Annotated in this window: 29 protein-coding genes; 12 read left to right on the top strand and 17 right to left on the bottom strand. The window is 67.0% G+C overall.

The window, feature by feature from the left end; genetic code table 11:
* Position 1 precedes the first annotated feature (1 nt).
* The 3 genes from ABIA65_RS21265 to ABIA65_RS21255 are packed head-to-tail and all read left to right on the top strand — an operon-like array spanning position 2 to position 2198.
* Positions 2-628, top strand: coding sequence for a methyltransferase domain-containing protein (locus ABIA65_RS21265; protein WP_354524930.1), 627 nt, complete (start codon positions 2-4; stop codon positions 626-628).
* The gene (locus ABIA65_RS21260) at positions 625-1731 is read left to right on the top strand and encodes a molybdopterin-dependent oxidoreductase (RefSeq protein WP_502919597.1); all 1107 of its coding nucleotides are present in this window, start codon (positions 625-627) and stop codon (positions 1729-1731) included. Before ABIA65_RS21265 ends, ABIA65_RS21260 begins: the two co-directional genes overlap by 4 nt.
* Positions 1731-2198, top strand: a complete 468-nt coding sequence (locus ABIA65_RS21255; protein ID WP_354524819.1) for a hypothetical protein — start codon at positions 1731-1733, stop codon at positions 2196-2198. Before ABIA65_RS21260 ends, ABIA65_RS21255 begins: the two co-directional genes overlap by 1 nt.
* Here the strand turns inward: ABIA65_RS21255 and ABIA65_RS21250 are convergent.
* Positions 2124-3494, bottom strand: a complete 1371-nt coding sequence (locus ABIA65_RS21250) for a hypothetical protein (RefSeq protein WP_354524818.1) — start codon at positions 3492-3494, stop codon at positions 2124-2126. The two genes, ABIA65_RS21255 and ABIA65_RS21250, sit on opposite strands and share 75 nt — an antisense overlap.
* A gap of 123 nt (positions 3495-3617) precedes the next feature.
* On the opposite strand from ABIA65_RS21250, the gene ABIA65_RS21245 reads away from it, so the two are divergent.
* Complete coding sequence (locus ABIA65_RS21245) at positions 3618-4799, top strand: zinc-dependent alcohol dehydrogenase (RefSeq protein ID WP_241401097.1); 1182 nt, start codon at positions 3618-3620, stop codon at positions 4797-4799.
* Positions 4800-4851: 52 nt separating this feature from the next.
* Here ABIA65_RS21245 and ABIA65_RS21240 read toward each other — a convergent pair whose 3' ends face one another.
* Entirely contained in the window at positions 4852-5049 is a 198-nt protein-coding gene (locus ABIA65_RS21240; protein ID WP_241401096.1) for a hypothetical protein, read from the bottom strand.
* A gap of 210 nt (positions 5050-5259) precedes the next feature.
* Here ABIA65_RS21240 and ABIA65_RS21235 point away from each other — a divergent pair, with 210 nt between their 5' ends.
* Positions 5260-6774 (top strand): FAD-dependent monooxygenase, encoded by a 1515-nt coding sequence (locus ABIA65_RS21235; protein ID WP_354524817.1) that lies wholly within the window; start codon positions 5260-5262, stop codon positions 6772-6774.
* 5 nt (positions 6775-6779) lie between these two features.
* Here the strand turns inward: ABIA65_RS21235 and ABIA65_RS21230 are convergent, their stop codons facing one another.
* Positions 6780-7340 carry a hypothetical protein gene (locus tag ABIA65_RS21230; RefSeq protein WP_354524816.1) on the bottom strand — a complete coding sequence of 187 codons (561 nt, stop codon included), beginning with the start codon at positions 7338-7340 and terminating at the stop codon, positions 6780-6782.
* Between the two features lie 48 nt (positions 7341-7388).
* On the opposite strand from ABIA65_RS21230, the gene ABIA65_RS21225 reads away from it, so the two are divergent.
* The 3 genes from ABIA65_RS21225 to ABIA65_RS21215 all read left to right on the top strand — a co-directional run bounded on the left by ABIA65_RS21225 (position 7389) and on the right by ABIA65_RS21215 (position 9511).
* On the top strand, positions 7389-8174 hold the full coding sequence (locus tag ABIA65_RS21225; RefSeq protein ID WP_354524815.1) for an endonuclease/exonuclease/phosphatase family protein: 786 nt from the start codon (positions 7389-7391) through the stop codon (positions 8172-8174).
* Positions 8175-8298: 124 nt separating this feature from the next.
* Entirely contained in the window at positions 8299-8790 is a 492-nt protein-coding gene (locus ABIA65_RS21220) for a DUF1942 domain-containing protein (protein WP_354524814.1), read from the top strand.
* Positions 8791-8866: 76 nt separating this feature from the next.
* Positions 8867-9511, top strand: a complete 645-nt coding sequence (locus tag ABIA65_RS21215) for a PAS and ANTAR domain-containing protein (protein ID WP_241401091.1) — start codon at positions 8867-8869, stop codon at positions 9509-9511.
* Positions 9512-9533: 22 nt separating this feature from the next.
* Here the strand turns inward: ABIA65_RS21215 and ABIA65_RS21210 are convergent, their stop codons facing one another.
* The 3 genes from ABIA65_RS21210 to ABIA65_RS21200 all read right to left on the bottom strand — a co-directional run bounded on the left by ABIA65_RS21210 (position 9534) and on the right by ABIA65_RS21200 (position 12132).
* Positions 9534-10100 (bottom strand): hemerythrin domain-containing protein, encoded by a 567-nt coding sequence (locus tag ABIA65_RS21210; protein WP_354524813.1) that lies wholly within the window; start codon positions 10098-10100, stop codon positions 9534-9536.
* A 105-nt stretch (positions 10101-10205) separates the two neighbouring features.
* Positions 10206-10889 carry a phosphate signaling complex protein PhoU gene (gene phoU, locus ABIA65_RS21205; protein ID WP_241401089.1) on the bottom strand — a complete coding sequence of 228 codons (684 nt, stop codon included), beginning with the start codon at positions 10887-10889 and terminating at the stop codon, positions 10206-10208.
* Positions 10890-10962: 73 nt separating this feature from the next.
* Entirely contained in the window at positions 10963-12132 is a 1170-nt protein-coding gene (locus ABIA65_RS21200; protein ID WP_241401088.1) for an NAD(P)/FAD-dependent oxidoreductase, read from the bottom strand.
* Positions 12133-12262: 130 nt separating this feature from the next.
* Here ABIA65_RS21200 and ABIA65_RS21195 point away from each other — a divergent pair, with 130 nt between their 5' ends.
* On the top strand, positions 12263-12577 hold the full coding sequence (locus ABIA65_RS21195; protein WP_241401087.1) for a hypothetical protein: 315 nt from the start codon (positions 12263-12265) through the stop codon (positions 12575-12577).
* A gap of 60 nt (positions 12578-12637) precedes the next feature.
* On the opposite strand, the gene ABIA65_RS21190 is transcribed toward ABIA65_RS21195, so the two are convergent.
* The 7 genes from ABIA65_RS21190 to ABIA65_RS21160 form a co-directional block, all read right to left on the bottom strand.
* Positions 12638-14086 carry a lipase maturation factor family protein gene (locus ABIA65_RS21190; protein WP_354524812.1) on the bottom strand — a complete coding sequence of 483 codons (1449 nt, stop codon included), beginning with the start codon at positions 14084-14086 and terminating at the stop codon, positions 12638-12640.
* Positions 14087-14118: 32 nt separating this feature from the next.
* Positions 14119-15228 (bottom strand): Rv2629 family ribosome hibernation factor, encoded by a 1110-nt coding sequence (locus tag ABIA65_RS21185; RefSeq protein ID WP_241401085.1) that lies wholly within the window; start codon positions 15226-15228, stop codon positions 14119-14121.
* A gap of 110 nt (positions 15229-15338) precedes the next feature.
* Complete coding sequence (locus ABIA65_RS21180; RefSeq protein WP_241401084.1) at positions 15339-16463, bottom strand: AI-2E family transporter; 1125 nt, start codon at positions 16461-16463, stop codon at positions 15339-15341.
* 12 nt (positions 16464-16475) lie between these two features.
* Positions 16476-16643 (bottom strand): hypothetical protein, encoded by a 168-nt coding sequence (locus ABIA65_RS21175; protein WP_354524942.1) that lies wholly within the window; start codon positions 16641-16643, stop codon positions 16476-16478.
* 126 nt (positions 16644-16769) lie between these two features.
* Positions 16770-17384: a pyridoxamine 5'-phosphate oxidase family protein gene (locus tag ABIA65_RS21170; RefSeq protein WP_241401083.1), complete on the bottom strand. Its 615-nt coding sequence runs from the start codon at positions 17382-17384 to the stop codon at positions 16770-16772.
* A gap of 7 nt (positions 17385-17391) precedes the next feature.
* Entirely contained in the window at positions 17392-18510 is a 1119-nt protein-coding gene (gene menE / locus ABIA65_RS21165; RefSeq protein ID WP_354524811.1) for an o-succinylbenzoate--CoA ligase, read from the bottom strand.
* A 29-nt stretch (positions 18511-18539) separates the two neighbouring features.
* Entirely contained in the window at positions 18540-18848 is a 309-nt protein-coding gene (locus ABIA65_RS21160) for a DUF3349 domain-containing protein (protein ID WP_241401082.1), read from the bottom strand.
* Positions 18849-19099: 251 nt separating this feature from the next.
* Between ABIA65_RS21160 and ABIA65_RS21155 the strand changes: the two genes are divergently transcribed.
* The 3 genes from ABIA65_RS21155 to ABIA65_RS21145 are packed head-to-tail and all read left to right on the top strand — an operon-like array spanning position 19100 to position 20994.
* On the top strand, positions 19100-20344 hold the full coding sequence (locus ABIA65_RS21155; protein ID WP_241401081.1) for an inorganic phosphate transporter: 1245 nt from the start codon (positions 19100-19102) through the stop codon (positions 20342-20344).
* 48 nt (positions 20345-20392) lie between these two features.
* Complete coding sequence (locus ABIA65_RS21150; RefSeq protein ID WP_241401080.1) at positions 20393-20677, top strand: hypothetical protein; 285 nt, start codon at positions 20393-20395, stop codon at positions 20675-20677.
* Positions 20678-20688: 11 nt separating this feature from the next.
* A complete protein-coding gene (locus ABIA65_RS21145; RefSeq protein ID WP_241401079.1) occupies positions 20689-20994 on the top strand; it encodes a DUF3349 domain-containing protein in 306 nt (101 codons plus the stop codon).
* 12 nt (positions 20995-21006) lie between these two features.
* Here the strand turns inward: ABIA65_RS21145 and ABIA65_RS21140 are convergent, their stop codons facing one another.
* Genes ABIA65_RS21140 through ABIA65_RS21125 form a run of 4 tightly spaced genes read right to left on the bottom strand, consistent with a single transcriptional unit; the run spans position 21007 to position 23916 of the window.
* Positions 21007-21393 (bottom strand): VOC family protein, encoded by a 387-nt coding sequence (locus tag ABIA65_RS21140; protein WP_241401078.1) that lies wholly within the window; start codon positions 21391-21393, stop codon positions 21007-21009.
* 35 nt (positions 21394-21428) lie between these two features.
* Complete coding sequence (locus ABIA65_RS21135) at positions 21429-22220, bottom strand: ABC transporter permease (RefSeq protein WP_354524810.1); 792 nt, start codon at positions 22218-22220, stop codon at positions 21429-21431.
* Positions 22217-22969 carry an ABC transporter permease gene (locus ABIA65_RS21130; RefSeq protein ID WP_354524809.1) on the bottom strand — a complete coding sequence of 251 codons (753 nt, stop codon included), beginning with the start codon at positions 22967-22969 and terminating at the stop codon, positions 22217-22219. The genes ABIA65_RS21135 and ABIA65_RS21130 overlap by 4 nt, the downstream gene beginning before the upstream one ends.
* Positions 22966-23916: an efflux ABC transporter ATPase subunit, DrrA-related gene (locus tag ABIA65_RS21125; protein WP_354524808.1), complete on the bottom strand. Its 951-nt coding sequence runs from the start codon at positions 23914-23916 to the stop codon at positions 22966-22968. The genes ABIA65_RS21130 and ABIA65_RS21125 overlap by 4 nt, the downstream gene beginning before the upstream one ends.
* Positions 23917-23937 lie beyond the last annotated feature (21 nt).

Genomic DNA, 23937 nt, shown 5'->3' with positions numbered 1-23937 from the left:
CATGTTCGGCAATCTCTACGACGAGGCACTGACGGGTGAGCGATGTTGGCTCCGGCATGACGACGGCAGCGTGCACGGGCTGCCCGTGCACCGCTGGCTGGGCCGACGCGCTGACAACGCGTTCGACAACGCGGTCCTGGGACTGTGCGACGGCCCGACGATCGATCTCGGTTGCGGGCCGGGGCGGTTCGTCGCACACCTGGTGAGGCGCGGTGTGCCCGCGCTCGGTGTGGATCAGTCGGCGACCGCCGTCGAGTTGGCCCGTCGCCGTGGTGCACCCGCGCTGCGGCGAGACGTCTTCGACCCGCTGCCCGGCACGGGCCGCTGGTCGACGGTGCTCCTCGCCGACGGAAACGTCGGGCTGACCGGTGATCCCCGCCGCGTGCTGCACCGGGCAGGCGAACTCCTCAGGGCCGGCGGCCGCTGCGTCACCGAGATCGATGAGAAGACCGAGGACGTCATCGTGCGGTGGGTTCGGCTGGAGTCATCGCGCACCATCGGGCCGTGGTTTCGCTGGGCGACGGTGGGCCTCGACGGTGCACGGCGGGTCGCCGACGAAGTCGGGCTGACCCTGTCGGCCGTGGACCGCATCGGAGGACGGGTGCTCGCCACGCTGGCCGCGGCGTGATTACGTCGGCGTCGCGCGGTACCGCGGTGACGGCGCGGGTGGGGGTCGCGCTCGGCGTCGCGATCGCGACGTGCTTTCTCACCGGTCTGATCAGCCATTTCATCCAGCATCCCCAACCATGGTTCTACTGGCCGACGCGGCCGGTGTGGCTGTACCGCCTCACACAGGGTCTGCACGTCGCCACCGGGATCGCGGCGATCCCGCTGCTCATCGTCAAGCTGTGGTCGGTGTGGCCGAAGTTGTTCGAGCGGCCGATCATCGGCGGGCCGGTCCGCGTGCTCGAGCGTGGCTCCATTCTGGTGCTTGTCGCGTCGATGGTCTTTCAGCTCAGCACCGGCCTGGTGAACACGGCGCACTGGTATCCCTTCGGGTTCTTCTTCACCACGAGTCATTACGCGATGGCGTGGGTGGTGTTCGGTGCGCTCGTCGTACACATCGGGGTGAAGCTCCCGGTCATCCGGCAGGCGCTCGGTGAACCGCTGGAGAGCGACGTGCCGAGTGGTGGCGCGATCGGCCGGAGCAGGCGCACCGTGCTCGTGGGCGCGGGCCTGGCTGCGGGTTTGGCGACGCTGGTCACCGTCGGTCAGACCGTCCCGTGGCTGCGCAGGGTGTCGGTACTGGCCCCGCGTTCCGGTGAGGGACCGCAGGGAGTTCCCATCAACCGGTCGGCATTCGCGGCCGGTGTGCTGGCCAGTGCACGGGCGCCGGAGTACCGGCTGACGGTCGTCAACGGATCAACCACCAGGGCGTTCACCGTCGCTGAGCTGCAGGCCATGCCGCAGACGACGCACCGGCTGCCGATCTCGTGCGTCGAGGGCTGGAGTGCCAACGCGGAGTGGACGGGAGTGATACTGGGCGAACTGATTCGGGCGGTGGGTGCGGATCCGGACTCCGACGTTCGGATGATCTCCTTGGAACCGCCGGGTCCATACTCGCGGACCACACTGCCCGCCCGCCACTCACGTGATGACCAGACCGTGATCGCGCTCAAGCTGAACGGCGAGGTGCTCGACATCGATCACGGCTACCCCTGCAGGCTTATCGCGCCGACGAGACCCGGTGTGCTGCAGACGAAGTGGCTATCCCGAATCGAGGTGCTCTGATGCGAACGGTGCGAACGGCGCTTGTCGTCATCGGCATTGCGATCGGCGCCTACGGTGTGGCGCTGCTCTTCGAGAACCCCGTCGAGGTGATGGTGCGCATCGCGGTCTGGGCTGTGGTGGGTGCGGTGCTGCACGACTTCGTGTTCGCGCCGGTGGCCGCGGCTCTCGGCCTCGCGGGTCGCCGGCTCTTTCGCGGCCGGTGGTGGACGCCGGTGTCAGTGGCCGGACTGTGCAGTTGCGTGCTTGTGCTGCTGGCGATCCCGGTGTACACCAGGCCCGGCGCGCACGCCGACAACATGACAGTGGTCGACCGCGACTATCCGCTGGGGTTCTGGATCGCGATCGCCGTGGTCTGGGCGTGCGTGCCGCTGTACCACCTGCTCTCGCGGTTCCTACCAGTTCGTCAGGATGAGGTGGTTGAGCGCCAGCGCGCCGATGACGTTGAGAGCCAGCCACCACCGGTGTGATCGCGGCGGCAACAGGGCGGGCGCCGCCGTCAGCCAGACCGTGAACGGCAGCCAGATGCGTTCTACCTCGGCCTTGCTCAGCATGCTCAGGTCTGCGCACACGATCGCCAGCAGCGCGCCGAGGATCACCAGGTGCAGGCCCGAGCGGCGTCTGATCGCCGCGATGTCGAACGCCCGGCCGATACCCGCCACCGTGCCCAGTCCGACCGCACAGACGACCGCGGCCAGGTTCCCCCACGACCAGTACTGGAATGGGCGGTCCAGCGCGATGCCCTGCCAATAGCGTTCCTGCACCAGGTGATAGCCCTCGAACCACCAGAAACCGGCCAGGGCGAACACCCCGACGACGGTGAGCGCCATCAGCACCGCGGGGATGAGGGCCCGCAGCGCGGCGCGGAGGTCCCTGGCGGACAGCAGAACCGCGACGGCGGGCAGCGCCATGAGCCCGATGCCGTAGTTGAGGAAGATTGCCCAGCCCAGAAGGAGGCCAGCACCCGCGGCGGTGAGTGCCGGCAGACGCGTCGTACCGCGGACGGCCAGTGCCAGCAGTGCGAGACCCCACGCGGCAACGCCGGCGAAGTAGCCGTCGGCCGAGACGGCGATCCAGATGGCGGTCGGCGCAACGGCGACGAACGGCGCTGCCAGTCGGGCGGTGGACTCATCTGCCAGCGCTCGCACCGCCACCACGATCGCAGCGGCCGCGCTCGAGCCGACCAGCAGGCACAGCGCACCCGCCCAGGCTCCGCCACCGACGCCGATACGGTCCAGCCAGACGAATGTCAGCAGGGCGCCGGGCGGATGACCGGAGACGTGGGTGATCCACGAGTCTGGCTGGAAGTCGAGGATGCGGTCGGCGAAGGTGCGGACCGCCTCGGGGATATCGTCGACAGTCGGGACCTGGCGCAGGTATTCGTGGCGGGCGGCGAGGCGGCCGGCGAATCCGCGCTGCCAGCCGTCGATCATCGCCAGTGAGAACGCCCACGCGCACGACGTCGCCCACGTCACCCAGGGCACGGTGCGCCAGGGCAGCCGCTGCGCGACCGACTGGCCAGCCAGCACGGCGGCCGCGCCGATCATGATCGCCGGCACGGTGCCCCATCCGACGTGGACATTCCACCAGCCGAAAATCGGTGCGGTGCCTGCGAAGGCCCGCAATCGCTGGGGTGTGGCGTTGATCAAGGGCGTGACGATGCCCAGGTTGAGATGGGGTACGACGAACGCCGCCACCACCAGCAGGAAGGCCAACGAGACAGCCACGACGTCGCGGCGGGCGAACGCGCGGCCGGAGGACTTCACGACCTTCACCCTAGGTGCCGCCCTCGTGTGGGTGCCTGACGATTCGGTGACCAGGGCTGTTTGCGTTGCCCCGCACCGGGTATGGCGACCTGTGAGGTGCCGACTGAAGGACAGGAGAGCATGATGAGAGCAGTCACCTGGCACGGGAAACGCGATGTACGTGTTGAGACGGTGCCGGACCCCAAGATCGAAGTGGGCACCGATGCCATCATCGAGGTGACATCGACCAATATCTGCGGGTCCGACCTGCACCTGTACGAGGTACTGGGGGCGTTCATGCGTCCCGGTGACATCCTCGGACACGAACCGATGGGCATCGTTGCAGACGTGGGCTCTGATGTGGAGAACCTGAAGGTTGGTGACCGCGTGGTAATTCCGTTCCAGATGTCCTGCGGCCACTGCTTCATGTGCGATATGCAGTTGTACACCCAGTGCGAGACAACTCAGGTGCGAGATCAGGGCATGGGCGCTGCGCTGTTCGGCTACTCCGAGCTGTACGGCTCGGTGCCCGGCGGGCAGGCGGAGTTGCTCCGCGTCCCGCAAGCTCAGTTCACCCACATCAAGGTTCCGGTCGGGCCGACCGACGCGCGGTACGTGTATCTCTCCGACGTGCTTCCGACCGCGTGGCAGGCGGTCGCCTATGCCGACGTTCCCGATGGCGGGTCCGTCACGGTTCTGGGGCTCGGCCCGATCGGGGATATGGCGGCCCGTATCGCTCACCACCTCGGGTACCGCGTCATCGCGGTGGATCGAGTGACCGAAAGGCTGACCCGGGCAGAGGCATTCGGTATCTCCACGCTCGACCTGAGATCCCTCGGTGCCCCGGTCGGGGATGTGATCAGGGATATGACAGATGGGCGGGGAACCGATTCGGTGATTGACGCGGTCGGGATGGAGGCGCATGGCTCGCCGATCGCCAAGGCGGCCCAGCAGCTCACGTCCGTGCTCCCCAACGTCCTCGCCAAGCCCATGCTGCAGAAGGCGGGCGTAGACCGCCTCGATGCCCTTTACTCCGCGATCGACATCGTCCGTCGCGGCGGAACCATCTCACTCATCGGCGTGTACGGCGGCATGGCCGACCCGCTGCCCATGCTCACGCTGTTCGACAAGCAGATACAACTGCGGATGGGACAGGCGAACGTCAAGAGGTGGGTGGATGACATCATGCCGCTGCTGACCGATGAGGACCCGCTCGGCGTTGACACGTTCGCCAGCCATGTTCTACCGCTCGACGATGCCGCCCACGGCTACGACATCTTCCAGAAGAAGGCCGACGGTGCGGTCAAGGTGATGCTCAGACCCTAACCACGACAGTGGGTTCGGGCTGAACGCAGCAGGTCTCACACCGTTTCGTGTCTCAGACCGCTTCGTGCAACCCGTGGTCGACGGCGCGCCACGGGCTGCATCGGACCGTGCGCCGGATGAGTGTGCCGGATCCGAGCATATTGAGGGTGCTCACAGCCTCGCTCAGATCGTCGGTGACCACCAGGACTGTCTTGCTGTTCGGTGTCTGAATGCCGTATTCGACGGTGACCGTTGCGCCTCTAGTGGTCATAGCTTCCGCCCTCCCTGGCCTCACGGCCTGATGTGGGCTCCGATTACCCCGTTTCGCGGCCAGTCAATCCGGTGCGAACACGGGGTAAGGGGGCGGAGCTGTCTTGCCCTCACCTTCAACTTATAGCTCACCGGGGGGCTTGCGGCAAGACCCCGGTAGTGCCGCAGAATCGCACGCCGAAGCCAGAACCTGCGGAAATGGAGCGTGTGAATGCCAGAGTTCGATACCGACGTGATCATCGTGGGCGCGGCCCCGACCGGCCTGACGTTGGCAACGGAACTGGGCGCGGCGGGTGTGCGGCCGCTGGTTCTGGACCGGCTGCCCCGGGTCCGCGAGGTCCCGAAGGCCGGCGGTCTGGGCGGGCAGATTCTGCAACTACTGCGCTATAGAGGCCTGATCGAGCGCTTCGAGGCCGCCAGTGGCCAGCCCCGCCCGACGCCCCGGTTCCCCTTCGGCGGTCTGCACATCGACTTCACCTCGCTCACCGAGCCCCCGATGCAGGCGCTGCGTCTCCCGCAACCCGATCTAGAGCGGTTGCTCGCGGACATCGGCACCGAACTCGGCGCCGACATCCGTCGTGGGCACGAGGTGATCGCGGTGAGCCAGGACCCGAACGCGGTGATCGCGGACGTACGTGGCCCCGACGGCCCATACCGGGTGACCGCGCGCTATCTCGTGGGCTGCGACGGCGCGCACAGCGCGGTACGCGATATGGCCGGCATCGAGTTTCCCGGTCTGACCTATCCGGAGGTCAACCGCCTGGGCCAGTTCACCATGCCCGATTCGGTGACTCTGCGCGACGACGGTGACTATGACATCCCCGGTGTCGGCCGGCTTCCTTCAGGCTTCACCCGAACGGAGCGCGGTGAATTCGCGATCGCCTCGTACACCCCAGGTGATCTGGGCGTCTACACCAACGAGAACGACGCCGGAGACTACGACGATGACGTGCCGATGACCGTGACCGAATTCCGGGACAGCATCCGGCGGGTACTCGGCGCGGACGTGCCCCTTGGCGAGCCGACTCGACTGACGCGCTTCACCTTCCATGCCCGGCACGCGCAGAGTTACCGCGACGGCAGGATATTTCTGGCAGGCGATGCGGCCCATCTGTTCCCGGCACCGGGCGTGGCGGTCAACGCGGGCATGATGGACGCGGTCAACCTGGCCTGGAAGCTAGCCGCCGACATCGCTGGCTGGGCACCCGCAGGCCTGCTGGACACCTATCACGACGAGCGTCATCTCGCCGGTTCCCGCACGCTGCTGCACACCCAGGCCCAGGTGGCGTTGCGGCGTGGACACGATCCAGCCGCTGTAGCGCTGCGGGATCTCTTCTCCGAGCTCCTCGTCGACCAAGCGCCACTGCACCGGATGAGCGCCCTCATTGCGGGCTGCGACGTCCGCTATCCGATGCCCGGATCCGGTCACCACGCGCTGGCCGGCACGTTCGCGCCCGACACCATCGGCGTCGCCGAACTGGTGCGCACGGCAAGGCCCGTTCTCGTCGATTTCGCCGACCGCGCGGACCTGCGCGAGGCCGCCGGGGGCTGGGCGCATCGGGTTGATCTGCGCACGGCGCCGTCCGATGGTCGACCGGCTGACGCCGCGCTGATCCGTCCTGATGCCCAGATCGCCTGGGCCGCAGGCATAGACGAAGCCGCCGACACCGCAGTGCCGTCACTGCGGCAGGCGTTGTCGCACTGGTTCGGCGCCCCGATGTGGTGAGGGACTCAGCCGGGCGGCATCTCGGTGATGCCGAGACGGTCGAGCAGAAACAGAAACGCGGTCGCGAAGTCGTTGTCCTTGGTCTCGGACCGCACTGTCGACCAGTCCACCCGTTCGCGGACCGCTCGCGCAGCGGGCAGCAGCGCTTCGAAATCGCAGTGGTGTTCGTGCAAGGACTTCAGCTTCTGGGTGAGGACAGTGGTTGGCGGCAGAACGGGCATGGGGATGGCGAGCACGTCGAGGACGTCGGCCGCGGCGATGAGGGCAGAGTCCACGACCACCCCGTTCACGCGGTGCAGCACGTCGACCAGTGCCGAGTTCATCGTGGCCTTGAACAACCAGTCCTCGGGTGTGCGGATGATCTCGAAACCGGCGTCGGCGAGTGTGGCGACGGCGTGTTCCACATCGGCCTCGGCGACCACGATGTCGGCGTCGTGGACAGGTTCCGGTGCGCCGTGCACCCACAGGGCGTAGCTGCCCGCCAATGCGAACTCGGGACCGTGGGCGCGCAGTGCGGATGCCGCTAGGCGCAGGGCGTCGCGCAGCGCGTCTTCATGGGCGAGCATCGTGCCTCCCAAGGGTGTGTCAGCGTCATCGTGGGTACGTAATACCCCGTGCGGATCGCGACATTCAACATCCTTCACGGCAGGACCGTCGGTAACGGTGTCGACATCGACAGGCTGGCCGACTGTGTGCGCCGCATCGACGCCGACATCCTTGCCCTGCAAGAGGTTGACCATGTGCAGGAGCGGTCCGGCATGGCCGACCTCACGGCCGTCGCCGCCGAGGCGATGGGTGCGACCAGCCATCGCTTCGTCGCCGCCATCTCCGGCACACCCGGCGCCACCTGGATGGCAGCCACCGGCGACGAGCAGCCTGGCACGGCCGCCTACGGCGTAGCACTGCTGTCGCGCCATCCCGCAGCGTCGTGGCAGGTGGTGCGGCTGCCACGGATACCGATGAGGTTCCCGATGTATCTGCCCGGGCCGCGTCGGGTGATGGTCGTCGACGAGGAGCCTCGCGCTGCGGTTATCGGCCGGTTCGACACCCCGATCGGCGTGGTGACAGTAGCCAACACGCATCTGTCGTTCGTCCCGGGGTGGAACCGCCGTCAGCTGCGCAGCCTCGTCCGTGACCTGCGCGGCATGCCGGGGCCGCGCCTGCTGGTGGGCGATCTCAATATGACTGAGGGGTCGGTGGCGCGCTGGTCGGGCATGCGGGCCCTGGCCACGGCGCCGACATTTCCCGCTCACGAACCCAACCGCCAACTCGATCACGTGCTCACAGACGACCCGAGGTTCGTCGCTGCGGGCTGCACCGCACCGCTGATGCCATTCTCAGATCACCGGCCACTCATCGTCGACGTTTTGTCTCCCTCTCGGTCGAGCACTTCACGTTGAGCAGCGGGGTGTTTTTGACAGCTCAAAAGCGGCAAGCCAATTAGTGACAACACCGAACGCGCTGGGGGTCGCGCGACCGTCGTGATCGTCCGGCGCGGGTTGCGGAAGGAGGAGCCGAACTCTCATGAACGTGATGACAACCGCGGCAGTCGTAACCGGAGCAGTCGTTGTGGCGGCCTCCATTGGAACGGGCGGTACCCCCAGTGCCTCGGCCGAACCGGCCGCCGCCGGGTTCGGCGCACAACTGCACGTCACCGACACAGACGGCGCGGGGACTGGTGGGTACACCGTCGATGACCTGCAACCCAGTGGTACCAACGAGTTGAACGTGCCGCTGACTGGCGAGGTTCCGTTAGCGGGCACCCTGTGGGAGGCGCCCGTTGCCGTGGATGCGGTTAGCGGTTCCGTGATACCCGCGATGCAGTTCTTCAACGCGCGCACCGCCGACGGCCAGAACTACCGCGTGCTGGAGCAGACGCTGGCTCCCGATCTCAGCGTCTCCCCGCTCAACCAGGGTGGAAACTCCAGCGGGAGCATCTACTTCGACGTCACCGGGCCCGCCCCGACCGAGGTGGTGTACGACGACGGCCAGAACCGGCTGGTATGGGCTGGCTGATCAAGGGTGTGCCCGAGATGCAGCCGGTAATCACGATCGCGGATGGTGCCCAGGTCGATGTGGTATTGCTTCTCCCGTGGGCAACGGATCGTCGAATCCCGAGACGGACGGATTCGCACGCGTCGGAAGCTTCCAATACCTGAAGGCTGCCGGGCGCTGGGAGTGGTCGGACGCAGTTGCTCGTATGCACGGCTACGCGCCGGGTGAGGTCACGCCGACGACCGAGCTGATCCTGTCCCACAAGCATCCTGACGACAAGCCCGCCGTGGCCGAGGTGATTGACCAGGTCCTGCAGCACGGAGCCGCGTTCAGCAGCAGGCACCGCATCATCGACACGGCGGGAAGCGAGCACGTCGTCGTGGTGGTGGGCGATCAACTGTGCGGCGCGGACGGCGAGGTCCTCGGCACGACGGGCTTCTACATCGACATCACCGACGACCTGGACGCCGACGTGCAACGCTCGGTCACCGAAGCCGTGGCCGAGGTCGAGGAGCGCCGCGCGATCATCAACCAGGCGATTGGCATCATTCGGATGGCCTATGGGGTGTCAGGCGATCAGGCATTCAAGGTGCTGACCTGGCGCTCGCAGGAGACCAACGTCAAGCTGCGCAAGATCGCGGAGGGGTTCGTTCAGGAACTCTGCGAGCAGCCCATGGATCGCAGAACGAGATCGGCCGTCGATCACGTGCTCCTCACGGTGCACGAGCGAATACCCGACTGACCCATCGAGCGCAGGCCGGAACTCAGACGGCCCTACCGCGCAGCGCGTCGCGGGCCCGGTCGACTAGGGATGCGAAGGGGCCGACCGCGAAGTTGGCGAAGCCGGACTCCACGCCGGCATGCGGATGTGTCGGCGCGATACGTTCTGCGAACTGGACGGCGGTCCTGAGCTTGGCGAGTTCGTCGGCGTCGAGCTGCTCGCCCAGCAGGGTGAACTCCTCGGCTTCCTCGCGTTCGGCGTGCTCGATCACAGCTCTCTGCAGGTGAATGAGTTCCTTGCTGAACTCGGCGGTGCCGCACGGAATTCTCTCCAGGTTGCCAAGGGCGATCTTGGCGTCGTGTTCCTCGCTGAGTCGAGCTGCGGCCACCTCTTCGCCACCGTCGACCTTGCGCCGGACGCGGGGGTGGATCATCATCTCCTCGGCCGTCTCGTGCACGGCCAGCAGTGTGCGCAACCGTGTGAACGACGCCTGCTGATCCGCTGCGTTCTTCGCGTCGAGTGTGTGGATGAACAGCGCCTTGATCGCCTCGTGCTGATCCTTGAGATAGGTGACGACGTCACCAGGCGTGGTGATGGGCTGTGAGGCCATGGCAGATCTTCTTCCCGCGGGCTTGATGTTTGGTGAGCGGCACCAAGTTGTGTGCCGACATTGCCGAACTACCCGCGAGCGTCGCGATGGAAACCGGTTCTCCTGTCAGCGGTGGATCTCGACAACGGGTGAGGTGTCGTTGAATCGATTCGGGGTGTGACCCGTGTTCTGAAACTCGATGCGCCGGGCTATCGCCACGGCATGGTCGGCGAAGCGTTCGTAGAACCTGCCGAGCAGCACGACGTCGGCGGCCGCTGCGGTGCCATGCGGCCACCGATGGTCGGTCAGCACGCCGAACAGGCGCCGGTGCAGGTCGTTCATGACCTCGTCGCCCTCCTGGATGAGGCGGGCCTGCTCGACGTTCCCGGTCAGCACCGCGGTCTGCACGCGCTCGGCCAATCCGACTGCGATACCGCCCATCTGGACGAAGTACTCGCCGGCGGGATGCGGCACGGCCGACGCGGGGTGGTGCCGCCGCGCGATCTTGGCCACGTGGGCGGCGAGGCCGCCCATGCGGTCCGCGTCCGCGGCGATCTGGATTCCCGACACGATGGTCCGTAAATCCCGCGCGACGGGCGCCTGAAGCGCCAGCAACGCGAACGCGCGGTCCTGGACCCGGGCGTCCAACACGTCAAGGCGTGCGAGTTCGCCGGCGACCCGCTCCGCGGAGGGTAAGTCGGCGTCCACCAACGCCACGGTTGCACTCTGCATGATGGTGCCCGCTGCGCCGCACATCTCACCGAGTTCGGCCGTCAGACGGTCCAGTTCGGCATGGAATTCGGTACGCATGAGCCTCCCGTCCTCGCCGTGATAGCGGAAGGTACCCGCTGCGCCGCATTTCAAACGTCGAGCACCGCGATAATCACGGCACAGCCAGCGGCGGCGGCTTGCCCACCCGGATGAGCTCCTCACCCTCGTCGTACTCGTCGTCGGAATTGCAGGTGAGGACGCCCACCGCGGCTCCGCCCCGCACGTACCAGACGGCGAACCCGTCGTGGCGCTCGACGAGGCGTTCTGCGGTGTACCCGTCGCCCCAGGCGTGGTACTTGATGGTCGCGTCGCCGATGGTGGACCAGAAGCCGGGCACACCCGCCCAGCGCTGCCGCCCGCCGGCCGCATTGGTCCCCGCGATCGCACCCTGATCCTCGGCGTCCTGCCAGTGTTCGACCGCGATGTGACGGCCCGCCGCATCGTTCCCCATCAGCGCGACGTCCCCGGCGGCATACACGTCCGGCGCCGACGAGCGGGCGCCGGCGTCGACGACGATCCGGCCGTCGTCGTCGACCTTCAGCCCCGTTGACGTTGCGAGGCCGGACTGCGGGTGCACACCGGTGGCGGCGAGCACCAACTCGCAGTCGATCGCGACGCCGTCGCTCACACTGACCACCAGCCGGTCACCTCTGCGCTCGATTCCCTGCACCGATGTGCCGCCCGCGTGGCGCGCACCCGCCTGCTCGACGAGTTGGCGCAGCCGATCGCCAGCCGCGGTACCGAGACGTTTCTCCTGAGGTATCCGTTCGGGCGCGATCATCGTGACCGGAATGTCCTGCATGGCAAGCGATGCCGCGGCTTCGCAGCCGATGAACCCGGATCCGATCACCACGGCGGACTTCGCCGACCTTGCCGACTGGCGCAGTCGACGAGCGTCGGCCAAGGACCGCAGTGACAGCGCGTGCTCGCCGCCGGGCACCGGCAGCGGTGCGGGAGCCGCCCCGGTGGCCAGCACCAACGCTGTGTACTCGCGGGGCGCGCCGTCGATCATCACGCGGTGGGCGTCGGGGTCGATGGCGTCCACATGACGCCCCAGGCTCAGCTGAATCGTCCGATCGGCGTACCACGACGGCTCGTGCAGAGCCACGTCGTCGGTGTCACCGCGCAGATAGTCCTTGCTCAGCGGTGGCCGCGCGTAGGGCGGGTCTTGGTCGGCGGAGATCAGCAGTATCGGCGTGTCGGGGTCACCGTCGCGAAAGGCTGCCGCGGCAGCGACCCCGGCGGGCCCACTGCCGATGACGATCAATCCAGGAACCGGCATGGCTGGCGGGTACCCCGTGGTGGGGCTTCATAACGACGACAGCCGGGTATCCGATGAGCATGGGTCAGTCAGCGACTTCGCTAGTCGACGTGCTCGTCGACGCTGCACACCATCGAGGTGGTGGAGTGAGGTGACCAACGATGTCGAGAAGCGGTGGCACGATCCTCATGCGGTGCGATCGGCGGTGACCTATGTATTCGTGGTGCTAGTGCTCGCGGCGCTGATGTTCGCCGTCTATGCACTCGGGGATCGCGACCGGGTCATCGTGGCGGCGTTGACGCCCGGCGTGCTGTTCGCGGGTGCGCTGGGTGCCTTTGTGAAGACCTACCGCGACTGGCGCGCCCGCCGCACGTGGCCGATCTGGCAGGGTGCCGGCTGGTTCCTGCTCTCCGCGAGCCTGCTGACATTCGGCGTGCCCGCCGCGGCGGTGTTGTCTCCATCGTGACCGGTGCGCGGTTGTCGAGATCGTGTGTGCGGGGCACGAACTCGGCTGCCCCCGGAGCCTTCACGGCACCAACCTCCGTAACTCGTTGATGCCGACGGGTGCGAGATACTCGCCGATCGGTTCGCGGTGCCACCAGGCGTGCTCCTGGATCAACTCGCGCGCTGTGGTGAAGCGATAACGGTAGAGAACGGCGCGGACGTATGTCGGCGGCTCGTCAGGAAAGGGGTTGTCGCGCAGCAGTTTCACGATATCGGTGGCGTTGGTCAGAAGGCCCTGGCAGAAGCGTCCGATCCAGGGGTCGGCGTAGGACGGCGAGAGCGCCGCGAACCACATCAACCAGTCCAGTCGCAAGTGGTAGGGGCTCCACTGCCGCGGTGTCCGTGCGACGTCGCCGGGCTTGCCTCTGAACCCGTACTCCCGCCATTCGGTGTGCCCGTCGATGTGGGTGTTCACGGTGCCCTCGAAGACGACCTCCCGGCGGACCTTGCTCACGCTGCCGAACGCGCCGTAGGCGTTCACCAGGTGAAATGGGTCAAACGTGCTGTTCATCCGCTGCCGATGTGACACCAGGTTTCGGGCGGGCCGCCAGCTCAGCACTGCCACGAGTGCGGTGTAGGCGATGACCGCCACGGCGAACCAGGTGGGAAGGGCGTCAGGGTGCTCGGGTGGCGGTGCCGCCCCGAGCGCGGTGGCGACGAACCCATCATCGATCGCACTGAATGCCAGGATGATCGTCACCCAGTTGAGCCAGGCGAAGTTCCCCGACGCCACCAGCCACAACTGGGTGACCACGATGACGATCGCCGCCACGGTAGCCACGGGTTGCGGGAAGAAGAGACCGAACGGCACTATCAGCTGAGCCACATGGTTTCCCGCAACCTCGATGCGGTGCAACGGTTTCGGCATCCGGTGAAAGAACCAGCTGAGTGGCCCCGGCATCGGCTGGGTCTCATGGTGGTAGTACAGACACGTCAGGTCACGCCAGCATCTGTCGCCGCGGAGCTTGATCATGCCCGCGCCGAACTCGACGCGGAACAACAGCCACGCGGCGAGCCACAGCACGAGCACGGGAGGCGCCGTTTCGTCGTTGCCGAGGAAGATCGTGAGGAACCCGGCTTCCAACAGCAGCGACTCCCAGCCGAACGAATACCACACCTGCCCGACGTTGACGATCGACAGGTACGCCGTCCAGAGAGCCAGCCACAGTGCCATCGCCGCCCACAGCGGTACCGCGTCGGCCAGACCCAGGACCATGGCGGCGGAGATGGCGACGCCCGCCCAGCACACGGTCGCGAAGAAGCGGTCCGAGTAGAACATGTGAAAGACGCTCGGCGTGGAGCGGAAGGGTCGGTGCGACAGGAATCTCGGCACCGGAGTCATACCGTGGCTGCCCATCAGGCCCCGGAACTGGAGCGCGGCGCACAGGAACGCAACGACGTACACGGCTGCGATACCTCGCTCCATGACGAGTCTGGCCCACCATGACTCCGGCGCCGCGAGCCAGTCCATCGGTCAACCTCGGATCTCCCCGATGGTGGACATCACGTCGCCGCCGAGGTCCGAGGCGCGTATCGCAGCACCGCGCCGATCCCGTCTCGCGGCGTTGCACTGTCGCCCACCGCGACGAGATCTGCGTCGATGGCGATGGCGGCGAGCGGTAGCGCCTCATCAGCCCGAACAGTCGTCGCGGACTTCGAACCCAGCTCTGACAGCACGTCCGCGTTCGGCGCAACTATGGACCTGCAGTCTCCGACCAGCACGGTCGCATCACCAAGATTGCCGATGAGGAGGGTCTCCACCGCGCCGTCCCGCAGCGCGGCGCACACCCCGGGAATGCCCTCGGTGGCCAAGCCGGAGGCGCGGACGAGTTCCGCCTGAAAGCGTTGCAGTACAGCGTCGTCCGACTCGGCGTGGTCCATCTCGAAGTACTGCGTCACGAACTCGTTCAACACCGCGTTGTCGACGGCGTGCCGTGCGCCGAGGTTCGCCTGGACGGCGCGCTCCGCGACCCGTTTGGGCGACGCGGTGACGAAGTCGTTGCGCGAGCGCACCTCCCCAACCACGAATACCGCCTCGGGATAGAACTCGTCCACCAGTGTGGTGACACGCTCGACGACGGTGCGGATGTTTCTCCGGGCGGCCTCCTCGGCACGTGGTTGTGGATCGCCAAAGCCGGGGGTCTCCGCTCCCGATGCCTTGTAGATGGGGTACTCACCGCCCTCGACGCTCTCCGTGTGCACCTGCCCTGCGTGGTGAACGGCGATATCGGCGCCGACGTGATCGACGATCGCCACGAGATAGGTCGCGGGGGACTCGGCGTGTTCGACGATCGGGATCAGGTACGGCCACTCGGCGACCCGGACGGTCATGTACTCGGGAACGTGGTCCAGTCGTTGGGTGACCATGACGTCGTCGCCGGCGACAATGGCCATGCCGCGCCTGCCCACAGCCGACGGGACACCGTCATAGGCTCGGCGAATGCGGCGCACCAGTGCCGCTTGGGCGCCGTGACGGGTGAGCTGGGTTTCTAGGTGATTCCACTGCAGCTCCAGGCGGCTGCGGGCGTCCGGGGTGTCGTGTGAGTCGTCGAAGTAGACGGACGCGAACGGTCCCTGCGCCTTCGCGAGCATCCGGAAGCGATCGGATTTCATGTCTCTCCCTCATCTCGATTGACCCCTGATGAGTGCCCGCTCGCCGCCTCGACTAACCGGGCTGCACGGCTGGGTGGGGAGCGGGTAGTGGGGCGTTTACGCTGCTCGCGTCAACCCGCGTCGGCATCCACTAGCGGGCCGTCATCGGCGTCGAGAGCATCGGCTCGCGCACCGGGGTCCTCGGCGACCAGGACGCGGACGAAGCTGTTGAAGAAGGCGATGGCGGGCACCGCGAGCAGGGCGCCGATCACGCCGTAGAGGACGCCTCCCGCGGTGATACCGATGACCACGGCGAGCGGGTGCAGTGACACCGCGTGCCCCATCACCAGTGGTTGCAGGACGTGTGCCTCGAGCTGCATGACGGCGATGATCAGGGCGAGCGTGATCAGGGCGTACACGAATCCCTTGGCAAGCAGCGCCACGATGACGGCCAGAAACCCGGTCACCAACGCACCCACCAAGGGAACGAAGGCGCCGAGGAAGATCAGCGAGGCCAACGGAAGCGCCAGCGGAATTCCCATGATCGCCAGCCCGCTGCCGATGGCGACGGCGTCGACGAGTGCTACCAGCGACGTCGCCCGCGCGTAGCCGGCCAGTGAGTGGAATCCCGCTGCGCCTGCCTCGCGAACACGGGCCCGCTGTTCGCTGGGAATCAGGCGGGTGACGAACTCCCAGATGCTGCGGCCGCCGAGGAGGAAGAAGATGACGGTGAAAAGGCAGAGCAGTGCGCCCGTGAGGATCTCGGCGATGGTGCCCGCTGTCGACAGCGCCCCGGTCGTCAGTTGAGTCTGATTGTTCTGCAGCGCTTCGATGACGGTGTCACCGGCGTGATTGATCTGGTCAGCACTCAAGCCGGCGGGACCGTTGATCAGCCAGTCCCGCGTGCTGTCGATGCTGCGGGTGACCTCGTCGACGAGTTGTGGTGCACCGTCAATGAATTGGTTCACCACAAAGGTGAGGACCCCGGCCAGTACTGCGAGGCCGAGGACGAGGACGAACGCAACGGCGCCCCCGCGCGCCGCGCCGTACCGGTCGAGAAAGTCGACGGCGGGAAGCATCAGCGCGGTGAAGACGAGGGCGATTGCAATGGGGACGAAGACGACGCCGAGGCGGCTGATGATCTCCAGGGTGACAAGTGCCACCGCCGCGATGACGAGCAGCCGCCACGACCACGCCGCGGCGGCGCGAACGAGCGGGCTGACCGCCCGATCGTCGCGCCCCGCGGCGGTGGTCATATCAGGGCGGCGCTAGAACCAGACCTTGCGGCCACCGACGGGTCGGCCGACCGCGCCGAGGATCCAGAGGACGACGCCGACGACGACGAGGATTGCGCCGATGGTGTAGAGGATCGAAAGGCTTGTGAAGTAGCCGATCAGGAGGAGGATTACGCCGAGGACGATCATTGCCGTTCCCATCTGTAGACGTGAAGTGGTGCGTTTGCCAAGACGGAATTGCCAGTTTCGTCAAATTCAAACCCGCGCTGACCATCTGGTTTCTCACAGGTTCAGCGCGCTCCTCTTCGCGTCCCGCGACGCTGGCTCCTAGTAGAGGATCCTGCGCATGTTGTCCTCGGCGTAGTACGCCTCGAGTTGTTCGTCGCTCATATCGGGCTTGATGGCCTTGGCGAGTTGCGCCACGCTGGGCACGGCGGTCGGGTTCCAGGTCTCGGGCTTCCAGGCGTCGGAGCGCAGAAAGGCCTTGGCACAGTGGAAGAACACCTCCTCGACCGCGATCTCCAACGCCAGGATCGGCCGCTTGCCATCGACGACCATCTGGTCGAAGTAGTCCGCATCGGCAAGGACGCGTGCGGTGCCGTTGATCCGCAGGGTGTCCCCGCGACCCGGTATCACGAACACCGTGCCGACATGCGGGCGTTGCAGCACGTTGAGGTAGCCATCGACCCGTTTGTTGCCAGGGCGTTCGGGGATCGCGATGGTGACGTCATCGATGATGTGCACGAACCCCGGCGGGTCGCCCTTGGGGGAGACGTCCACGCGACCCTCGGCGTCGGTGGTGGCGACGAAACCCAGCGGTGAGTGTGACAGCCAGTGCTGCTGCGCGTCTGACAGCCTGCTCTTCACCTTGTTCGCGACGGCGGGCACGGGCTGCCCGACGATCGCGCGGAGTTCCTCGGCGGTGGTGACGTCACGGCGCATGATTCCATCATCCACCGGTGTCGAATCGTTTTGTGAGCTCCCGTCGGTCCACCTTGCCGATGCCCCGGCGTGGCACCTGGTCGACGACATGCACCTCGCGCGGCGCCGCGGTGGCATCCAGCGTCGCTGTGACGTGCTCGCGCAGTTGCGCTGACGTCGGCGCGCCCGCGCCTGTGGCCAGCACCACCGCGACCGCCACCCGCTGCCCGAGGCGCGCGTCGGTGACGCCGAACACCGCACAGTCGGCGATGGCGGGATGAGTGGCGAGTGCGGCCTCGACCAGCGTGGGCATGACCGTGAGCCCGCCGGTGCTGATGGCGTCGTCGATCCTGCCGACTATCTGCAGTACGCCCGAATCATCCTGCACACCAACATCATCGGTCTGAAACCAGCCGGTCTCGGCGAACGGGTCCGGATCGGCCGGATTCCGGTAGCCCTTGGCAATGGTGTCGCCGCCCAACGTCACACGGCCGTCGTCGCCGACTCGCACCCGGACTCCTGACAGTGCAACGCCGTCGTACACACATCCGCCCGCGGTCTCGCTCATGCCGTAGGTGCGAACCACTGAAATCCCTGCCGCCGTAGCTCTTTCGCGAAGCGTCCCGGGTAGCGGACCGCCGCCGATCAGCACGGCGTCCAACTGCGCCAGTGCCGCCGTCGCATCCGGATCGTTCAGTGCCTTGTCCAACTGCACGGCCACCAGCGAGGCGTACCGGCGTCCCGAGCCCATGGCGTCGACCGCCACCGGCAGCTCGGCGGCGGAGAAGCTCGGGTTCAGCACGACGGGCACGGTGCCCGAGATGATGCTGCGAACCACCACCTGAAGCCCCGCGACGTGGTGGGCCGGCAATGCCAGCAGCCACGTACCCGCACCGCCGAGCCGTTCGTGGGTGGCATCCGCGCTCGCGATCAGGGCGGCCGCGGTAAGCATGGCCCCCTTGGGAACTCCCGTCGTGCCCGATGTCGACACGATGACCGCGACGTCGTCGTCGACGTCCTCGCCCACTCGCAGGGCGGTGGTGATCAGCTCGGCCTCGTGTTGGGCGGCCGGCACCAGCGCGATCCCGGATTCCCGGCCGCCGAGGACGCCCTCGAGGGCGGCGATCAGCGCGGGCGCCGACGGCACTGGCGGTACGACGACGGCGCGTAGGACGGCTATGGCGAGGTCTCCGGTTCATCGTCACGTGGATCGTCCAGCGGCCAGCCGGCGACGGCCAGGCGCTCCCGGACCCGCTCGACGTCCTGCGGCAGCGGCAGCTCATCGGTGATTCCGGTGATGAGGACGCCGATGTCGACGTGGTCGAACTCACCGCGGTCCATCAGATCCTGGGCCACCGTCCGGACTTCGTCACTGGTGAGCCTGCGGGTCAGCAGAGCCAGCAGCGGCACTCGATCGGGGCCGGGCACTCCCTCGGGATACCCGGCATTGAGCCACGCCACGATCTTGGCGAGAAATCCGTTCACTTCTCAGAACTCCCCGCCGGGCGGCGGTTCCGCCCGGCTTCATGACAGATCGATCGTAATGGTGACCCCGAAAACGGGCCGTCCGAGCGCCGGGGGCGAACGCAAGGGGCCGCAATCGGCAAACGCGTCGGGCTGCCTAGATGAACAGTGGATGAACGGATTCTGTCAGCCGGCGTTTGCCCAGGTAATCCGTCGAACTGGCCCGCCTGTCGGCTGGTCAAACTTGCTGAGAATCGCACAGAATGAGCGCCATGAGCGCAGAGCTGATCATCCTCGTGTTGTTGATCGCCACGGCACTGGCCTTCGACTTCACGAATGGCTTCCACGACACGGGGAATGCCATGGCGACGTCGATCGCCACGCGTGCGCTTAAGCCGAAGACGGCGGTTCTGCTCGCCGGTGTGCTGAACCTCGTCGGCGCCTTCCTCTCCGTCGAGGTGGCGCTGACCGTGACGACCTCGGTGCTGAGGATCCAGGACACCAAGACCGGCACGCTGTTGCCGAACATCGATGCCTCGACGGGTTTGACGATCATCTTCGCCGGTCTTATCGGCGGCATCCTGTGGAACCTGCTGACCTGGTTGTTCGGCATCCCGTCGAGTTCATCGCACGCACTGTTCGGCGGCCTCATCGGCGCTGGCATGGCTGCGGTGGGGCTGGCCGGTGTCAACTGGGCGGGCGTGACGCAGAAGGTGCTGATCCCCGCCGTCGCGGCCCCGCTGATCGCCGGCCTCGTCGCGGCGTGCGGCACGTGGCTGGTCTACCGGATCACCCGCAGGGTCGTGAAGAAGCGCCGTGAGGACGGCTTCCGCTGGGGGCAGATCGCCACGGCATCGCTGGTCGCGCTGTCGCACGGCACCAACGACGCGCAGAAGACCATGGGCGTCATCGCCCTCGCGCTCATCACCACCGGCCATCTGACGGGTGACGTCAAGGAGGACGGCCTGCCGTTCTGGATCATCGCGTCCTGCGCGCTGGCCATCGGACTCGGCACCTACCTCGGCGGCTGGCGTGTCATCCGCACGCTGGGTAAGGGACTCGTCGAGATCGAGTCGCCGCAGGGCTTCGCCGCCGAGGCGTCCTCGGCCGCGATCATCCTGAGCTCCAGCGCCGCGGGTATGGCGCTGTCCACCACACACGTGGCGACCGGCTCGATCCTTGGCAGCGGCGTCGGAAAGCCTGGTGCCCAGGTGCGCTGGGCCGTCGCCGGACGCATGGCGCTGGCATGGCTCGTCACGCTGCCCGCTGCTGGCATCGTCGGCGCGCTGGCCTTCTGGCTGTCGCACTCGGTGGCGGGCTTCACCACGCAGCTGGTGGGTGACGGGCTGATCTTCCTCATCCTGGTGGGCCTGTCGTTCTACATGTGGTGGCGCGCCCAGCAGCAGAAGGTGGACAGCTCCAACGTCAACGCCGACTGGGATGACTCCACCAACTCGGTGATCCCCGCCGATGTCCGCGAGGCCACCGTCACGCCGAAGGACTCGGCCGCCGTCTGATCCGGCTGACCACCCACTAATGCACCCACTACCGAAGGAAGCGTTGAAGTGATCTATCTGGAAAGCGTCTTCACGGTGCTTGTGGTGGGCCTGATCCTCGGTGCGGGCCTGCCTGCGATGTTCGCCTACGGCCTGGTGGCGTATTCGGCGGGTGCGGGCAACACCGACGCCGACGGCACCACGCACGCTCCCAACCCGGTGCTGAAGTACTTGGGACTGCTGCTGTTCGCGTTGGTCGCGGCGGTCATCGTGATCGCGCTGCTGTGGATCACGCGCACCACCATCGAGCACCACTTCGGATTTAATCCCGTCCCCTTCATCCCGGCGAAGTAAAGGCGTAACCGATGGCAGACAACCAGGGCCTCATGGACAACGTGCTCGCGTGGCTGCACGAGGGCTATCCGGAGGGTGTGCCGCAGAAGGACTACTTCCCGTTGCTCGCGCTGCTGAAGCGGTCGCTGACGGAGGACGAGGTCATCAGTGCGGCGCAGTCGATCCTGAGGTCCACTGACGCCGACACCGTCACCGAGGCCGAGATCCGCACCGCCGTGCACGCCGTCATCGAGAAGGAACCCAACCCCGAGGAGATTCATCAGGTCGCGTCGCGGCTCGCCTCGGTGGGATGGCCACTGGCCACGCCCGCCCGCTGACCACTTCCCCCGTCAGCTCCTGGCATCGCGCCGCAGCGGATGGGTCTCGGGGACCTGGACGAAGATCAGGGTGACGCCGTCGGGGTCGGTCACGTGCATCTCGTGCAGACCCCACGGTTCCTGGCGGGCCTCGCGGGCGATCGACACGTCGCGGCTGTGTAGTTCGGCCTGCGTCGCGTAGACGTCGCGCACCTGCAGCCACAGCGCGCCGGGGAACGGTCCTGCATCGTGGTTGTGCTCACCGTGGCCGGCCAGTTCGATCAACGACTGCCCGGCGTAGAACACCATGCCGCCACCGTATTCGCGGGCGATGGCCAGACCGATGTCGTCGCGGTAGAACGTCACCGACCGCTGGTAGTCCGCCGGCCGGAACAGGACGCGACTGGCGAGAATCTCCACACCGTCGGTTCTAACACACGGCCGCGGCTCGCGCGTCAGGCTCCGGATTCGGCGGCGATGCGATAGCCCCGCACCGCGATTGGCCCGAACACCGCCATCAGCCCGATAACCCAGGCCACCGACTGCAGCACGGGCCACAGCGTCGGCCCGCCCTCGGACAGCCCGCGCATCGCCTCGATGGCCGGTGACATCGGCTGAGCGGCCACCACCGGCTGCAACCAGCCGGGAAACACATCGATCGGCACCATGCCGGAGTTGAAGAACAGCAGCAGGAAGCACACCGCCGACAGGCCCGTGATGATGTTCTTGCCGCCTGCCTGCACGCCAACGGCGATGATGACCGTCGCGAAGCCGATCACCATCAGCACGGGGATGAGCACGAATCCGATTGCGGCAAGCCAACCCTGGTTCAGGCGCAGACCCATCGCAATACCGACGGCGGTGATGGCGATCGCGCCGACCAGCGCGCGGCCCGCCTCGGCCAGCAGGCGGCCCGACAGTGCACTGGCCCGGTGCACCGGCAGCGCCCACAGCCGGCTCATCAGCCCCGAGCTGCGTTCGTCGGGCAGCGATGCACCCGCGCCGATGGCACCGAACATCGCGCCGACGATCGCGCACATGGGCACCAGCCCGTAGAGGCTGTTGCTGCCGGTGAGGTTGATGACGGACTCGCCGATCACCAACTTGTAGACGACCAACAGGAACGTCGGGAAGATGAGCGCCTGCACAAGGACGACGGGTTCGCGTGTCCAGCGACGCAGCAGCCGGCCAGCCTGTAGGCGAGTCTGCTGGGCGAACGTGCTCGCGTACTCGGTCTGGGTGCTCACACGTTCCTCCGCTGCATCCGTAGCGCGATCCCGCCGAATGCCACCAGTAGGCCTGCGCACCACGCCAGGGTGACGAGCAGTGCGCTGCCCTGCACATCGCCCCCAGCCAGATCGCGCAGCGTGCCCGCGATCTTCGAGACCGGTTGGTGGGAAACGAACCATCCCAGCCAACCCGGGAAGGCCGCGGCGGGTGCGATCCCCGTCGAGAGCATCACCAGCAGCAGTTGCGGGATGAGCAGCGTCTGCCCGGCGGCCTCGGCATTGGTGGCCACCGATCCAAGTGCGTCGGCGCCCAGTGACAGCGCCAGCGACAGCACGAGGGCGATGGCGCAGAACGCCAGGGCATGCCCGAGGTGGCCCTCGAACCGGAAGCCGAAAACGTAGCCGATGCCAATCGACGCGATGAGTGCGGCGCTCGCGCGGATCAGCGCCGACAGCATCCGCGCGGTGACAGGGACCAGTGCCGAGATGGGCAGGCTGCGCAGACGAATACCCATGCCACTCAGATGATCTCGCGCGGCCCGGTCGGCCGTCGTCATCGCGGTGAAGATCATCGCCTGCACGACGATCACCGGCAGGATGTACTGCGGGTATGAGGAGGCGCCGGTGGCCTCAATATCGATGACATTGCGCAGCGTGACGTTGAAGCACAGGAAGAACGCGATCGGACCGCCGATAGCGAAGATCAGGTCGCCGTCGCGCACGGTGTCGAGCACCGACCGCTCGGTCAGGGCGCGAAGAGCGCTCACGCTCCTGCGTCCTGGACGGGCACCCCGGTCAACGTGAAGAACACCTGATCCAGCGACGGCTTGCGCAGCGACACGTCGTTGAGTTCGACGCCAATGTCGTTGACCCGCCGCAGCACATCGGTCAGCGTCGCGACACCGTCAGGAGCGGGCACCGACACGGTTCCGCCGTCCTCGTCGGTCTCCAGTCCGTCGAAGCCGGCCAGCGCGGTGGCGATGCGCGGCACGTCGGCGAGGTTGGTCGGGGTGACCTGGCAGAAGGTGCCACCGACCTTGTTCTTGAGTTCCTCGGGGGTGCCGTCGGCGATGACCTGGCCGCGGTCGATGACGACGATGCCGTCGGACAGCGCATCGGCCTCCTCGAGGTACTGCGTCGTCAGCAGCGTGGTGATGCCCTGTTCGGACAGCGAGCCCACCAGGTCCCAGACCTCGCGGCGGCTGCGGGGATCCAGGCCGGTGGTCGGCTCGTCGAGGAACACCACCGCAGGCGGCACGACCAACCCGCAGGCGATGTCGACGCGGCGTCGCATACCGCCGGAGTAGGTCGTCACGCGCTTATCGCCGGCGTCGGACAGGCTGAACGTCGCCAGCATCTCGTCGGCGCGTTCGCGGGCCTGTCGGCGGCTCATACCGCGCAGCCGTGCGAACAGGACGAGGTTCTCGCGGCCGGTGAGCAATTCGTCCACAGCGGCGTACTGACCGGTGAGGCCGATAGCGGCACGGACCCTCTTGGCCTGCTTCACGACGTCGAACCCGGCAACCGTGGCCGTACCGCCTGACGGCTGGGTCAACGTCGAGAGGATGTTGATGGTGGTGGTCTTGCCCGCGCCATTGGGGCCAAGCACGCCGAGGACCGAACCCGCCGGCGCGGAGAACGTGATGCCGCGCAGAGCCTGATGGTCGCCGAACCGCTTGGTGACGGCGTCGAGTTGGATCGCTAGGTCAGGCACGCGAAGAGTATGGCAGCCTAA

Origin of the sequence: Mycolicibacterium sp. 624, from assembly GCF_040548615.1 — a bacterium.
GTDB lineage: Bacteria > Actinomycetota > Actinomycetes > Mycobacteriales > Mycobacteriaceae > Mycobacterium.
Note: the sequence above shows the minus strand (reverse complement) of the source record. Positions and strands in the feature narration are given on the sequence as shown.

Coding starts and splice junctions, on each gene's coding strand:
- ABIA65_RS21265 (WP_354524930.1), top strand. CDS start 2: ATGTTCGGCAATCTCTACGACGAGGCACTGACGGGTGAGCGATGTTGG.
- ABIA65_RS21255 (WP_354524819.1), top strand. CDS start 1,731: ATGCGAACGGTGCGAACGGCGCTTGTCGTCATCGGCATTGCGATCGGC.
- ABIA65_RS21245 (WP_241401097.1), top strand. CDS start 3,618: ATGAGAGCAGTCACCTGGCACGGGAAACGCGATGTACGTGTTGAGACG.
- ABIA65_RS21240 (WP_241401096.1), bottom strand. CDS start 5,049: ATGACCACTAGAGGCGCAACGGTCACCGTCGAATACGGCATTCAGACA.
- ABIA65_RS21235 (WP_354524817.1), top strand. CDS start 5,260: ATGCCAGAGTTCGATACCGACGTGATCATCGTGGGCGCGGCCCCGACC.
- ABIA65_RS21230 (WP_354524816.1), bottom strand. CDS start 7,340: ATGCTCGCCCATGAAGACGCGCTGCGCGACGCCCTGCGCCTAGCGGCA.
- ABIA65_RS21220 (WP_354524814.1), top strand. CDS start 8,299: ATGAACGTGATGACAACCGCGGCAGTCGTAACCGGAGCAGTCGTTGTG.
- ABIA65_RS21210 (WP_354524813.1), bottom strand. CDS start 10,100: ATGGCCTCACAGCCCATCACCACGCCTGGTGACGTCGTCACCTATCTC.
- phoU (WP_241401089.1), bottom strand. CDS start 10,889: ATGCGTACCGAATTCCATGCCGAACTGGACCGTCTGACGGCCGAACTC.
- ABIA65_RS21200 (WP_241401088.1), bottom strand. CDS start 12,132: ATGCCGGTTCCTGGATTGATCGTCATCGGCAGTGGGCCCGCCGGGGTC.
- ABIA65_RS21190 (WP_354524812.1), bottom strand. CDS start 14,086: ATGGACTGGCTCGCGGCGCCGGAGTCATGGTGGGCCAGACTCGTCATG.
- ABIA65_RS21185 (WP_241401085.1), bottom strand. CDS start 15,228: ATGAAATCCGATCGCTTCCGGATGCTCGCGAAGGCGCAGGGACCGTTC.
- ABIA65_RS21180 (WP_241401084.1), bottom strand. CDS start 16,463: ATGACCACCGCCGCGGGGCGCGACGATCGGGCGGTCAGCCCGCTCGTT.
- ABIA65_RS21175 (WP_354524942.1), bottom strand. CDS start 16,643: ATGGGAACGGCAATGATCGTCCTCGGCGTAATCCTCCTCCTGATCGGC.
- ABIA65_RS21170 (WP_241401083.1), bottom strand. CDS start 17,384: ATGCGCCGTGACGTCACCACCGCCGAGGAACTCCGCGCGATCGTCGGG.
- ABIA65_RS21155 (WP_241401081.1), top strand. CDS start 19,100: ATGAGCGCAGAGCTGATCATCCTCGTGTTGTTGATCGCCACGGCACTG.
- ABIA65_RS21145 (WP_241401079.1), top strand. CDS start 20,689: ATGGCAGACAACCAGGGCCTCATGGACAACGTGCTCGCGTGGCTGCAC.